Genomic DNA, 13,277 nt, shown 5'->3' with positions numbered 1-13,277 from the left:
GCTGTTTGGCGCCGCGCCGACGTCAGTACACGACGTCGGTGAGATTGGGGCCGACCACCGTCGGCTTGCAGACGGTCATGCAAATGGAACACGGGGTCGGATCCCATGCAGAGGGGGGCGCCTCCCCGGCGCGCACCGTGCCACGGGCCGCGGCGGTCGCTCCAGGCTCGAACGACTGCACCGACAACGTGTCGAGATCCAGCTTCAGCTTGTTCATGCGTGTCCTCAACTTTCGGCGTGGGTGGGCACTCCGGCGAGCTACAGACGTTCCCCAACCTACTCATCCCCTCGCTGGCCTGTCAACAATTGTCCTGAATGGAAACTGATGCCCCCGTGCCGGTGAAGTATCGGTGCGTTCCACCGATTCACGTGCTGCCGCGATGATAGATCCTTCGGCCCGCGACCTCGGGCGCGGACGCGATGACGGTCTGGCCGGCCTCAGATGACGTCGGCGTGAGATCGGTTCGGGCGTCAACCGGATGACAGAGCCGGCCTACGCCCGCGGGTGCGCCTGGCGATAGACCTGCTTCAGGCGCTCCTTCGACGTGTGCGTGTAGATCTGCGTGGTGGAGAGGCTGGCGTGGCCGAGCAGCTCCTTCACCGCCATCAGGTCCGCGCCGCCGTCGAGCATGTGGGTGGCGAAGGTGTGGCGGAGCGAGTGCGTCGACAGGCCGTGCTCGTCGCCCACCTGCTTGAGGAACGCCTTGACGATGTTCTGGATCGCGCGGACGGTCAGGCGCTTCCCCGTCTGCCCGAGGAACACCGCGCGCCGGTCGCCGCGCGTGGACTGGCCGAGGACGAGCGTGCGGCCCTCGTAGTAGTGCCGCAGCGCGCGCACCGCCATCCGCCCGATCGGCACGATGCGCTCCTTGCGCCCCTTCCCCATCACCCGCGCGCGCTCGCTGACCAGGTCCAGGTCGTCCACGTTCAGCCCCTGCAGCTCGCTGAGCCGCATCCCCGTGGAGTAGAAGAGCTCGACGATGGCCAGGTTGCGCATCCCGTGGAAGCCGCCGTCGCCCGCGCGCACCTCGGCGTCGGCGAAGATGGCGTCCATCTGCTCGCGCGTCAGGAAGCCGGGGAGGTGGCGCTCGCGCTTCGGCGTGCGGACGGCCTTCGCGGGATTGGCGTCGACGCGCTCCTCGACGTGCAGGAAGCGGTAGAAGGAGCGCACCGCGGAGAGCTTGCGGGCGATGCTGCTCTTCGCGAGTCCCCGCCGGGTGGCGCAGTCGCCCATGAAGCTGCGGATGGCCAGCCGGTCGACCCCCGCCCAGGTCCATTCCTCGCCGCCGTAGTAGCGGTCGAGGAAGCGCTCCAGCTCGCCCAGGTCGTCGGTGTACGCGCGCACCGTCTGCGGCGAGAGCTGCCGCTCGTGGGCCACGTAGCGCAGGAAGTCGTCCACCTCGTCGTGGTGGGGATACTGCGCCAGGGCGTCGAGCGCGTCGCTCATCCGCGCGCGGCGGGCTCGGGGACGCGCAGGTCGTGCGCGTCCATCCATGCGGAAAAGTCGGCGCGGGCGCGCTCTACCAGCCGCTCGCGCTTGATCTCCTTCTTCATCTTCTTTCCCGTCTGCTCCAGCGGGTCGAGGAGGCCGAAGTTGGAGTTCATGGGGGCGAAGTGCGACGGGTCGCTCTCGCGCAGGTAGCGCATCAGCCCGCCCAGCATGGTGGTGGGCGGGGGGATGACGGGATCGAGCCCGCGGACGACACGGTCCAGGTTCGCGGCCGCCAGGATGCCGACGGCGGTGGACTCGGTGTACCCTTCCACGCCCGTGATCTGCCCCGCGAAGATCAGCTCGGGGCGATCGCGGAGCGATCCGTGGGGAGACAGCGCCGCGGGGAAGTTGAGGTAGGTGTTGCGGTGGATGGAGCCCCAGCGCAGGAACTCGGCGTTCTCCAGCCCCGGGATCGTGCGGAATATGCGCTTCTGCTCGGGGATCTTCAGCCGCGTCTGGAAGCCCACCAGGTTCCACATCTGCCCCGCGCGGTCCTCGCGGCGCAGCTGGATCACCGCCCATGCCTGCCGCCCGCCCCACTGGGGGACGGGGAGGCCGACCGGCTTCATCGGCCCGAAGCGCAGCGTGTCGACCCCGCGGTGCGCCATCACCTCGATCGGCAGGCACCCCTCGAAGTAGGGGACGTTCTCCCAGTCGTGGCCGGCGTACTCCTCGCCCGTTCGGAGCGCCTCGACGAAGGCCTCGTACTGCTCCTTGTCCATCGGCGCGTTGAGGTAGTCGTCGCCCTCGCCCTTCCCCCAGCGGCTCGCGGCGAAGAGCCGGTCGTGGTCGAGCGACTCGTCGGAGACGACGGGGGCGATCGCGTCGAAGAAGGCGAGCCCGTGGTCGCTCCCCAGCGCGCGGCGGATGGAGAGCGAGAGCGCGTCCGAGGTCAGCGGCCCGGTGGCGACGACCGCGGGGCCGGTGGGGAGCTCCTCCACCTCGCCGCGGGCGACGCGGATGCGGGGATGCGCCTCGATGGCCGCCGTCATCCGCTGCGCGAACTCGATGCGGTCGACGGTGAGCGCGGTGCCGCCGGGGATGCGGCTCTCGCGCGCGCAGGCCAGGAGGAGCGAGCCGCCGGCGCCCAGCGCGTCCATCTCCAGCTTGAGCAGCCCGTGCGCGTTCTGCGGGTCTTCGCTCTTGAAGGTGTTGGAGCAGACGATCTCGCCGAGACGGTCGGTCTGGTGCGCGGGGGTGCCGCGCACGGGCCGCATCTCGTGCAGCGTCACGTCGTGCCCGCGCTCCGCGAGCTGGTACGCCGCCTCCGACCCCGACAGCCCGCCGCCGACGACCGTTACTTCCGCCATCTACATCCTCCAGATCAACAGCGCAAAAGCTTCGAACTCAGCGCACTCCAAGCGACAGAGCGATTCGCCAGCATCCGTCCGCCCTCTCCCCGCGCCTTAGAGCGCTCGCCCTCTCCCGTACCGGGAGAGGGGCACAGCCACGCCTTCGCGCGCCCTGCACCCCTCGCTCGCAAGCCCAATGTCAGCGCAACGGATGCCCGTCTCCGCGCTGAGTTCTCCCCTCCCCTACGCAGCGGGGGAGGGGCCGGGGGAGGGGGCCAGCCGGCGGCCGCGCAAAGTCCCGGTACCCGCGCAGATACCCGTCCGGCTACCTCTCCCGGTACGGGAGAGGTGGCGAGCCTAAGCGAGCCGGAGAGGGCGCGATGCCGCGGTCCGACAACTCCGGCTCGTCCAGCAGATCCTGAACGTCAGCCAGGTCAAACTCGTCCCCCGCCACATGCGCAGCGAGTGATCGCATCGCCTCATCCATGTGTGAAATAGTTTGCGATGAAGTCGAGCGTTGCCGATCGGCCGGGTTTTCCATGGGTTGCTCTACTTCGCCTTCCCCCGCACTGCCGGCTTCTTCGCAGCCGCCTTCTTCGCGCTGGCAGCGGTCTTCGACTTCGGCTTGGCGGCCGCTGACTTCTTCGCCGCCGGCGCCTTCGTGTCCGCCGCCGTCTTCGTCCCCCGCCCGGCGGTGCGCGTCGTCGACGCGCCGCGCTTGGCGCCCCGTCTACCGCGCGCGGGCTTGCCGCTGGCGGCGCGCTCGGCAAGGAGCGGCACCGCCTGCTCCAGCGTGAACGTGTCGGGGGATACACCCTTGGGGAGAGACGCGTTCACGTCGCCGTGCTTGACGTAGGGGCCGTAGCGGCCCTCCCACAGCGTCACCGGCTCGCCGTCCGCCGGGTGCGCGCCCAGCGTGCGCAGCGGCTCGGGCGACTTGCGCTGGCCGCGGCCGCCCTTGGGCTTCGACAGCAGCTCCAGCGCGCGGTCGAGGCCCACGGTGTAGACGTCGTCCGTCTTCTCCAGCGAGCGGAACTCGTTGCCGTGCACCACGAACGGGCCGAAGCGCCCGATTCCCGCGCGCACCTCCTCGCCGTCCTCGGGATGCTTCCCGAGCGTGCGCGGGAGCGAAAGCCAGCGCAGCGCCAGCTCCAGCTTCACGTCCGCGGGATTCATCCCCTTCGGCAGCGAGGCGCGCTTGGGCTTCTTCTCCTCCTCCGTCGCCTCGCCGAGCTGGACGTAGGGGCCGAAGCGGCCCTCCAGCAGCAGCACCGGCTTCCCCGTCTCCGGGTCGAGTCCCAGGTTCTCCGGCCCCTCCGTCTTCGCGCGGACCAGGCGCTCCACCTGCTCCTCGCTCAGGTCCGCCGGGGCGATCCCCTCCGGGAGCGACGCGGTCACCGTCCCCTCGCCCTCCTCGCGCTCCACGAACGGGCCGAACCGGCCGATGCGGACCCGGGCGGGGAGGCCTTCGAGATGGACGGTGGACGCCTCGCGCGGGTCGATCTCCTGCTCGCCCTTCTGCACCAGCTCGCCCAGCCCCTCGGGGCCGAAGAAGAAGTCGCGAAGATAGGGGAGCCAGTCCGCCCCGCCCTCGGCGATCTCGTCGAGCTGCTCCTCCATCCGCGCGGTGAAGCGCGTGTCCACCAGGTGATGGAAGTGGCGCTCGAGCAGCGCGGTGACCGCGAAAGCGGTGAAGGTGGGCACCAGCTGGTTCGACGCGCGCTCCACGTAGCCGCGATCGATGATGGTGCCGATGATCGACGCGTACGTGCTCGGGCGGCCGATCCCCTCCGCCTCCAGCGTCTTCACCAGCGTGGCCTCGGTGTAGCGCGCGGGCGGCTGCGTCTCGTGCTTCAGCGCCTCCAGCGCGCGCAAGGAGACGGCGTCGCCGCGCGCCAGCCGCGGGAGCGGCTCCTCGCGGTCCTCCAGCGCCGCGTCGGGATCGTCCGTCCCCTCCACGTACGCGCGGAAGAAGCCGGGGAAATCGATCCGCTTCCCGCTGGCGCGGAATACCGCATCCGCCGCCTCGATTAGCGCGGTGAGATGCGTCTGCCGCGCATCCGCCATCTGCGACGCCACCGTGCGCTTCCAGATCAGGTCGTACAGCGCCGCCTCGATCCCCTTGAGCCCCGTCTCCTCCGGGGTCCGCATCTCCGTCCCCGCGGGGCGGATGGCCTCGTGCGCCTCCTGCGCCCCCTTCGAGGTCGTGGTGAACTGGCGCGGGGTGGGGCTCAGGTACTCCTCGCCGTAGAGGGCGCGGATGCGGGTGCGCGCCGCCTTCATCGCCTGGTCCGAGAGGTGGACCGAGTCGGTGCGCATGTAGGTGATGAAGCCTTCCTCGTACAGCCGCTGGGCCACGCGCATGGTGTCGCGCGACGAGAGGCGGAGCTTGCGGTTGGCCTCCTGCTGCAGCGTCGAGGTGGTGAACGGGGGATAGGGACGGCGGATGGACGGCTTCTCCTCCGTCTCCACCACCTTCCACGGCGCGGCGCGCAGCCGGTCGCAGAGCGCGTTCGCCTCGTCGCGGCCCAGGAGGACCACGTCGCGGGTCTTCAGCCGTCCGGTGTTCTCGTCGAAGTCCCGCCCCGACGCCACGCGCTTGCCGCCGACGGACTGCAGCATCGCCGAGAAGCCGGCCTCGCCCTTCTCCAGCGCCGCCTTCAGGTCCCAGTAGACGGCGGAGTGGAACGCGCGCCGCTCCCGCTCCCGCACCACGAGCAGGCGCACGGCGACCGACTGCACGCGGCCCGCGGAGAGCCCGGTGGCGATCTTCTTCCAGAGCAGCGGGCTGACGGTGTAGCCGACGAGACGGTCGAGGATGCGCCGCGTCTCCTGCGCGCGCACCAGGTCGTCGTCGATGCGGCGGGGATGCTCCAGCGCCTCGCGGATGGCCTCGGGGGTGATCTCGTGGAAGACGATCCGCGAGCACGGCACCCTGGGCTTCAACACCTCCACCAGGTGCCAGCCGATGCTCTCGCCCTCGCGGTCTTCGTCGGTGGCGACCACGAGCTCGTCGGCGTCCTTGAGCAGCTGCCTGAGCTCGGCGACGACCTTCTTCTTCCCGCCGGGGATCACGTAGACCGGCTCGAAGTCGTTGTCGACGTTCACGCCCAGCCGCGCCCACTCCTTCCCCTTCAGCGTCGGCGGGATGTCGCTGGCGCTCTCGGGGAGGTCGCGCACGTGGCCCATCGACGCGGCCACGCGGTAGCCGGACGGCAGGAAGCTGCGGATGGTCTTGGCCTTGGTGGGGCTCTCGACCACCACCAGCCGGGTCCTCTTGGTCTTGTCCGCCATGAAGAAGTACGGGTTGAATCAGGCCGGGCCGCCGCGGGCCCGCATTTCACGTTCGATGACGGCCGCCACCTCGTCGGGCGTGCGCCCCTCGGTGCGGACGCGCAGGCCGGCGCATTCGTAGAGCGGAGCGCGCCGGGCCAGCAGCCGCCGGGCCGCCGCCAGCGGGTCGGCACCGGCGAGCAAGGGGCGTTCCCCCGGCGTCGCTGCCGCGCGGCGCACCGCCTCTTCCGGCGACACCTGCAGCCAGACGGAGAGCGTCCCCGGCCCCAGCGCCGCCAGGTTCTCCGCGCGCTCGATCCACCCCCCGCCGGGGGAGAGGATCACGCGAGTGCGGAGCGCGGCCTCGCGCGTGGCCTCCGTCTCCATCTCCCGGAAGCGCGCCTCTCCCTCGGATGCGAAGATCGCGGCCACGGTTCGTCCGGCGCGGCGCTCGATCTCGCGGTCCAAGTCCAGGTGCGCCCAGCCGAGCCGCCGGGCCAGCGCGGCGCCGGTCTCCGTCTTCCCCGCCGCCATGAACCCCAGCAGCACGACGCGTTCGATGGAAAGCTGCGGCGGGTCGGCGGGCATGCGGGAAACGAAAGTCGGGTCGGCGAGATGAACTCAACGCGGGGAAATCACCGGCTCGCAGCACGACCTTCTGTGCGGCCGCGGGCGGCCCCCTCCCCCCGGCCCCCTCCCCCGCTTCGCAGGGGCGGGGGAGAACTCACCGCGGGGCGTACATGTTCGCGAAGAGCCGAATTCCGTCACTGTGCTGAGGTCTCCCCTCCCCCATCCCTCCCCCCTCGTGGGGGAGGGGCCGGGGGTGGGGGGGAGCCCGCGGCGGCGCCAATCCCCGCCAACACGCACGGATGCGTACCCGTGACGCTCATGCCCCCACGAACATCCCGCGCTCGCGGATCCGCTCCAGGTAGCCGTCCAGGTTGCGGCGCACCTCGGCCAGCGAGTCGCCGCCCACCTTCTCCAGCAGCGCGTCGGCCAGCACGATCGCCACCATCGCCTCGGCCACGACGCCCGCGGCGGGGACGGCGCACACGTCCGAGCGCTCGCGCACGGCCTCGGCGCGCTCGCCGGTGCGCAGGTCCACCGTCTCCAGCGGCTGCATCAGGGTGGAGATGGGCTTCATCGCCGCGCGGACCACGACGGGCTGTCCCGTGGTGATCCCGCCCTCCAGCCCACCCGCGTTGTTCCCCGCGCGGCCGTATCCCCCGCCCCGCTCCAGCGCGTCGTCCAGCCGGATGGCGTCGTGCACGCGCGAGCCGGGACGCATCGCCGCCTCGAACCCCAGGCCGATCTCCACCCCCTTGATCGCCTGGATCGACATCAGCGCGCCCGCCAGCCGCCCATCCACCTTGCGGTCCCAGCTGACGTGCGAGCCCAGTCCCGCGGGGACGCCGCGGGCGACGACCTCCACCACCCCGCCCAGCGTGTCGCCCGCGCGCTTGGCGGCGTCGATGGCGTCGATCATCCGCCCCTCGGCCTCCGCGTCCAGGCAGCGCACGGGAGACGGGTCCGACGCGGCGTTGAGCTCCTCCGGCAGCTCCTCCGGCCGCGCCGCGACGATCCCGCCGATGGAGACCACGTGGCTTCCCACGCCGATCCCCATCTCCGCCAGCAGCCGCTTCGCGATCGCCCCCGCCGCGACGCGCGCCGCCGTCTCCCGCGCGCTGGCGCGCTCCAGGATGTCGCGCGCGTCGGTGCGGTCGTACTTCAGCGCGCCGACCAGGTCCGCGTGCCCGGGGCGCGGGAGGAAGACGCGGCGCATGGCCTCGTCGTCGCCCTCCGCCTCCACCGGCGCGGGCGACATGGCGTCGGTCCAGTTGGCCCAGTCGCGGTTGCGGATCTGCAGCGTGACCGGCGAGCCCAGCGTCTGCCCGTGGCGCACGCCGGAGAGGATCTCGGCGCGGTCGCTCTCGATGCGCATCCGGCCGCCGCGCCCGTAGCCGCCCTGGCGCCGGCGCAGCTCGCGGTCGATCTCGTCGGCGGAAACGGGAACGCCCGCCGGCACGCCCTCGACGATCGTCGTGAGGGCGGGGCCGTGGCTTTCCCCGGCGGTGGTGAAGCGGAAGCGGCTCATCGCCCACAAAGAAACAGCGGGGGCCCGGCCTTCGCCAGACCCCCGCCCGTTCCCGGGGCCGTCCCGGTGCCCGTCAGGGCACCAGGTCGGAGTTGGTGATGGTGAGCGCCAGCACCCCCTTCGTGGTCAGCGCGTAGATGCGCAGCGCCACCGCCCCCGCGTCGCCGCCGGCGCGCGGCGCCACCGCCATCGCGCCGATCACCGGGTCGCGCGTGTACACGCGCTTCACGCGGAAGAAGTTGAAGTTGTCGATCACGTCCACGTACGGCGCCTTCTCGTCGATCCCGCTCACGAACGACAGGCGGAAGCTGCCGCCGGGGTAGCCGGCGTTCGCGGGGTGCATCGCGACGCCGCCCGTGGGCGCGCCGGCCGCCACCACGCCCTGCAGGCGCAGCGTGGGCCCGAAGTAGTACGCCTGGCTCCCGCGGGCCACGCCCAGCGAGCCGTCGTAGTTGATTCCCAGCCCGATCACCCGCTCGGCGGCGTTGCTGATCAGGTCGCGCACGTCGCCCACCAGCACCAGCGAGTCGCCGCCGGCCGGCGCGTTGAACATGGGGATGCGGGCGTTCGACGTGGCGCCCTCGCCCACCGCGATGTAGTTGCGGTCGCCGCTGGCGGCCACGAAGGTGGTGTCCTTCAGCCCCACCTCGAGGATGTCGGCGCCCATGTCCAGCCGCGCGTCGTACTTCCCGCCCGAGGCGTTGGGCGGAAGCTGCCGCAGCTTGAACAGCGAGTCCGACACGTCGGTGGCGTGGCCGATGATGCAGGCCGGGTCCGAGGTGTCGCCGAAGCGGCGGCGCGGGCACACCATGATCTGGTCCCCCGCCACCTTGAAGGCCGAGTCGGCGTTCACCACCGTGCCGAACCCAGGGGTGTGGCGGTCGACGTAGCCGATGAAGATCTCCGAGCGCAGCTTGGCCGCGTTGTAGATCCGCACCGTGCCGTCGCTGGCCGAGGCCGTGGGCTTGGTCGAGTACACCAGCAGCCCATTGGACGCCTGCGCGATGAACTGCGGGCGGTCGGAGTAGTCGAAGAGCGTGACCTCGTCGACGGCCTGCTGGTCGTCCTCGTCGTACTTCACCGAGAACAGCCGCTCGTTGCGCGTGAAGATGCGCCTGTCCTCGGCCTCGGCCAGCACCGCGCCCGTCAGCGGGACCACCGAGATGTTGGTGCCGCCGCTGTTGGCCACGTACAGCGAGTCGCGGAAGCGGCCCAGCGCCAGCCCCCACGGCTGCGAGCCCACGCGCACCGTCGGCCCGTACGCCAGCGAGCCCAGCGCCAGCGTCTCCAGCCGGTTGCGGGTGAAGTTCGACATGTACACCCGGTTGCTGTCGGCCACCAGGTCGGCCAGCACGTCGCCCTCGTTGGGCGGCGGCACCGTCAGCCCGCGCGCCACGAAGGTCAGGTAGTTCCACCCCGACACCCCCGCGACCCGTCCCCCCGCAGCGCGGGTGACGCACGCCTGCGCCTGCGGCGTGTTGGGGCTGACCGCCGCGCCGCAGTTGCCCGCCGGGTCGGTGGCCCACGCGGTGACCGCGAAGCGCAGCGTCACCGTGTCGAGCCCGGTCAGCGGCACGCCGGTCAGGAACACCTTCATCGAGTCGCTCGACGCCCGCACCTTGCGGACGAAGGCGGCCAGCGTGTCCTCGCCCCCGGCGCGCGGGCGGATGGCGAACACGGTGATCCCCAGCGTGTCCACGCGCGTCAGGTCGGTGGCCTGCGCGGTGATCAGCAGCGTGTCGTCCACCTCCACCCGGCCGGGGACGTCGGCGTTGAAGGTGACCTGCGGGGGCGTGTTGTCGGTGGCGGCCGGGCGGATGGTGATGGCCACCGGCACGCTGGTGGCCTCCTTCCCGCCGGCCGAGGTGGCGATGGCCACCAGCGTCTCCGTCCCCTGCACCGCCGTCCCGCCCACCGTGGCCGGGATCGGCACCACGATGGTGTCGTTCACCGCCTGCAGCGCCGGGTTCACCGTCAACGAGGTGTCGAAGGCGAAGGCGCCCGTCCCGCGCACCCGCACCGTGCGGATCAGCTGCGTCGAGTCCACCGCCAGCAGCACCACGGGCACGGTCGTTCCCGCGAAGAGCTGCGTCCCCGCGGGCGGACCCAGGATCTGCACACGGGGGCCGCCGATGTTGATGGCGGTGGTGTCGGCCTTCTGGTTCCCCGCGGTGTCCCACGCCGTGACCACCACGCGCACGTCCAGCGCCTGCGACGAGTCGGCCACCGGGTCGAGGAAGCGCTTGATGACCGTGTCCTTCACCGCGGTGGCGCCGGAGAGGCGCACCGACTTGGTGACGAAGCGCGCGATGGAGGTGTCGGTGCCCAGCTCCTTGCTCCCCTTCTGCACGAAGCCGCGGATGGTCACCGAGTCGAGCGCCACGTTGTCGGTCACGCGCGCCTCGACGTACAGCTGCTCGCCGACGGCCACGTTGGCGTTGCTGTCGGGCTTGACGATGGCCACGGTCGGCGCCGTGGCGTCGGTCTGCCCGGTGGTGCCGCCGCCGTTGTTGTTCCCGTTGTTGTTGCCGCCGGGATCAATGAAGGCGTTGGAGCCCTCGCAGGCCGCCAGGAGCATCCCGGCGGCAACGACGGCCATAACGTGAGCGGCCGGGCGCCGCCGGAATGCACGGGACAAGAGGAACCTCCGTGGGTGGGAACTGCCGTGCCGGGAGATCAATTGGTCTCCTCGACGATGTGCGGCGTGACCATGATCAGCAGGTCACGCTTGACCTCCTGGCTGTGGCTGTTGCGGAACAGCGAGCCCAGGAAGGGAATGTCCATCAGGAAGGGGATGCCGGTGCGTGTCTGCGTGACCTCGGTCACCGTCAGCCCGCCGATCACCGCCGTCTCGCCGTCCTTCACCATCACCCGCGTGTCGCCCTGCTGCTGCAGGAACTGCACGCCGATCTCGCCGGCGGCGGGGGTGGCGCTCGAGCGCTCGGCGTGCAGCTGCAGCAGCACGCGGCGGTCGTTGGTCACCTGCGGCGTCACGATCAGCCGGATGCCGGTCTCCACCAGCTGCGCGGTGGCGCGCGGGGCCGTCCCCGCCGTGGCCCCCACGTTGGCCGAGCCCAGGTCCACCACGCGGATGGGGGTGCGCTCGCCGACCCAGATCTGCGCCTCGTGGTTGCTGCTGGTGGTCACCACCGGCGCCGCCTGCACGTCGGAGAGCTCGGCGCGCTGCAGCGCCTCGATGAAGTTGATCAGCGTGTAGCGGCCCAGCACCAGCGAGGTCAGCACCTGCAGCGCGGGGTCCTGCACGCGGCTGTTGGCGTTCCCCAGCGCGGCGATCGAGCTGCCGCCGAGCGAGACGATGTTCTGGTTGGTCTGCACGTCCGGGTTGTTGGGGTCGGGGACGGAGACCACCTCGTTCAGCGAGTTCCCGCGCGAGTCCTTGATGTCGTAGACGATCCCCAGGTCCTCGGCGTCGGTGCGGTTGATGAAGACGATCTTGGCCTGGATGGCCACCTGCGGGGTGCGCACGTCCAGCTGCCCCACCAGCCGCTCGAAGTCGTCGATCACGCTGGGCACGTCGGTGGCGATCAGCGTGTTGGTGCTCTTGTTGATGCTCACCGAGCCGCGGTCGCTCTTCAGCGCCTCGAGCGTCGACTGCATCTCCTCCACCGGCACGTAGTTGATGCGGAAGGTGCGCGTCACCAGCGGCTCCAGCGTCTCGCGCTCGGCCAGCTTGGTGATCTGGTCCACGCGGATGATCCCGCTCTGCGGGTCTTCCTGCGCCGCCAGCCCGTAGGCCTGCAGCAGCGAGCGCAGCGCCAGGTCCCACGGCTGGTTGGTGAAGGTCACGTACTCCACGCGGATCCCGCCCACCTCCGAGCCGGGGACGATGGAGCGCCCGGTGAGCTCGGCGAAGGTGGCCAGCACGTCGCGCATGTCGGTGTTCTCGAAGGTCACCGTGATCGGCCGCGCGCGGCTGCGCTGCTGCACCGGCGCGGCGGCCGTGCTGCGCTCCGTCGTGTTGACGCGCGAGGTGTTGGGATTCGGCGACTGCGCGTACTGGGGCGTCCGCGGCGCGGAGCCCGAGCTCCACGGCTGGAACGCCTGCGCGCCCGACTCGAGGGTGATGCGGAGCCCGTCGGACGAGCGGGTCACGGCGTAGCGGAGGTCGCGCTCCAGGTCGATCACCACGCGCACCACGTCGGGCGCGTGCTGGCTGGTGCGCACCCCCTTCACCCCGCCGCGGTCGATCCCGTCGTAGCGGCCCGAGGACAGCGCGGTGCGCGCGCCCTGGATGTCCACCACCACGCGGGGCGGGCCCTGCAGCGGGAAGTCGGTCCAGCGCACCTCGCCCCCGGCGATCTGCACCGTGAGCTCGGTGCGCCCGTCGCGCGCCTCCAGCCGCAGCGCCGACACGTCGCCCGAACCCGCGTACGGCGCGGGCGCCGCGGCGGCCAGGGCGGGAACCAGGAGCGCGATCGCGAGATTGCGCAGCATCGTTCGGATCCTTGCGTTCGGGTTCGTCCGGCGCGTCACGGGCGCGTGGACGTGGTGTACGACGGGCTCCGCGGGTTCACGGAGCTCTGCGGCCGCGCCGGCGCGGCCTGCGCCGGCTGCGTGGTCTGCGCGGGCGGAGCCGCGCCGCGCCGCAGCACGCGCGGGGCGGCGGGCGCCTGCGGCTGCGCCGGGGCGATGGTGATGGGGATCTGCTGCGTGGCCGCGGCCGGCTGCGCCACCTCGGCGGCGGCCTGCTGCCGCTGCGTGCGCTGCAGCAGGATGGTCTGCAGCCGGCTCCCGCCGAACTCGTCCACCCGCACGTCCACGCGCTGCGGCCAGATGCGGGTGACGGTCATCGTTCCCAGACGCTGCCCCTGGTGCAGGCGGTAGCGGCGCGCGCTGTCGCCCTCGGCGAACACCGCGATCGAGCGGCGCGCGTCGGGCGAGAAGATGATGGAGGTGAGCCGCAGGTCTTCCACCCGGAAGCCCAGCTCGGCCGCGGTGAGCAGCGGGCTGAACGGGTCGGGCCGCCCCCCGCGCAGGTAGCGGAACACCTCGCGGCGGTACACGTCGCCGGCGGGGAGCGTGGTGGGGGGCGCCGCCGCGGCCACCCGCCCGCCGGCCGCGGGGGCGGCGGCGGCCGGCGCCTGCGCGGCCAGCGGCGCCGCCA

At 71.8% G+C, this 13,277-nt stretch carries 9 protein-coding genes; all 9 read right to left on the bottom strand.

Annotation, left to right across the window (positions count from 1 at the left end):
• Positions 1-22: 22 nt before the first annotated feature.
• Positions 23-217 (bottom strand): hypothetical protein, encoded by a 195-nt coding sequence (locus tag VF092_19115; protein ID HEX6749414.1) that lies wholly within the window; start codon positions 215-217, stop codon positions 23-25.
• A gap of 276 nt (positions 218-493) precedes the next feature.
• Positions 494-1,447, bottom strand: a complete 954-nt coding sequence (locus tag VF092_19110; GenBank protein HEX6749413.1) for a tyrosine recombinase XerC — start codon at positions 1,445-1,447, stop codon at positions 494-496.
• Positions 1,444-2,802: a methylenetetrahydrofolate--tRNA-(uracil(54)-C(5))-methyltransferase (FADH(2)-oxidizing) TrmFO gene (gene trmFO, locus VF092_19105; protein HEX6749412.1), complete on the bottom strand. Its 1,359-nt coding sequence runs from the start codon at positions 2,800-2,802 to the stop codon at positions 1,444-1,446. Before trmFO ends, VF092_19110 begins: the two co-directional genes overlap by 4 nt.
• Positions 2,803-3,333: 531 nt before the next feature.
• Complete coding sequence (gene topA, locus VF092_19100) at positions 3,334-6,078, bottom strand: type I DNA topoisomerase (protein ID HEX6749411.1); 2,745 nt, start codon at positions 6,076-6,078, stop codon at positions 3,334-3,336.
• 18 nt (positions 6,079-6,096) lie between these two features.
• Positions 6,097-6,645, bottom strand: coding sequence for a shikimate kinase (locus tag VF092_19095; protein HEX6749410.1), 549 nt, complete (start codon positions 6,643-6,645; stop codon positions 6,097-6,099).
• Between the two features lie 298 nt (positions 6,646-6,943).
• Positions 6,944-8,152 carry a chorismate synthase gene (gene aroC, locus VF092_19090; GenBank protein ID HEX6749409.1) on the bottom strand — a complete coding sequence of 403 codons (1,209 nt, stop codon included), beginning with the start codon at positions 8,150-8,152 and terminating at the stop codon, positions 6,944-6,946.
• Positions 8,153-8,225: 73 nt separating this feature from the next.
• Positions 8,226-10,790 (bottom strand): hypothetical protein, encoded by a 2,565-nt coding sequence (locus tag VF092_19085; GenBank protein HEX6749408.1) that lies wholly within the window; start codon positions 10,788-10,790, stop codon positions 8,226-8,228.
• Positions 10,791-10,828: 38 nt separating this feature from the next.
• A complete protein-coding gene (locus tag VF092_19080) occupies positions 10,829-12,607 on the bottom strand; it encodes an AMIN domain-containing protein (protein HEX6749407.1) in 1,779 nt (592 codons plus the stop codon).
• 35 nt (positions 12,608-12,642) lie between these two features.
• A partial coding sequence (locus VF092_19075) for a hypothetical protein (GenBank protein HEX6749406.1) occupies positions 12,643-13,277 on the bottom strand: 635 nt, incomplete at its 5' end.

The sequence above is a fragment of the Longimicrobium sp. genome (assembly GCA_036377595.1).
Classification (GTDB): domain Bacteria; phylum Gemmatimonadota; class Gemmatimonadetes; order Longimicrobiales; family Longimicrobiaceae; genus Longimicrobium.
This window is presented reverse-complemented; position numbering and strand designations above follow the sequence as displayed.

Coding starts and splice junctions, on each gene's coding strand:
- VF092_19115 (HEX6749414.1), bottom strand. CDS start 217: ATGAACAAGCTGAAGCTGGATCTCGACACGTTGTCGGTGCAGTCGTTC.
- VF092_19110 (HEX6749413.1), bottom strand. CDS start 1,447: ATGAGCGACGCGCTCGACGCCCTGGCGCAGTATCCCCACCACGACGAG.
- trmFO (HEX6749412.1), bottom strand. CDS start 2,802: ATGGCGGAAGTAACGGTCGTCGGCGGCGGGCTGTCGGGGTCGGAGGCG.
- topA (HEX6749411.1), bottom strand. CDS start 6,078: ATGGCGGACAAGACCAAGAGGACCCGGCTGGTGGTGGTCGAGAGCCCC.
- VF092_19095 (HEX6749410.1), bottom strand. CDS start 6,645: ATGCCCGCCGACCCGCCGCAGCTTTCCATCGAACGCGTCGTGCTGCTG.
- aroC (HEX6749409.1), bottom strand. CDS start 8,152: ATGAGCCGCTTCCGCTTCACCACCGCCGGGGAAAGCCACGGCCCCGCC.
- VF092_19080 (HEX6749407.1), bottom strand. CDS start 12,607: ATGCTGCGCAATCTCGCGATCGCGCTCCTGGTTCCCGCCCTGGCCGCC.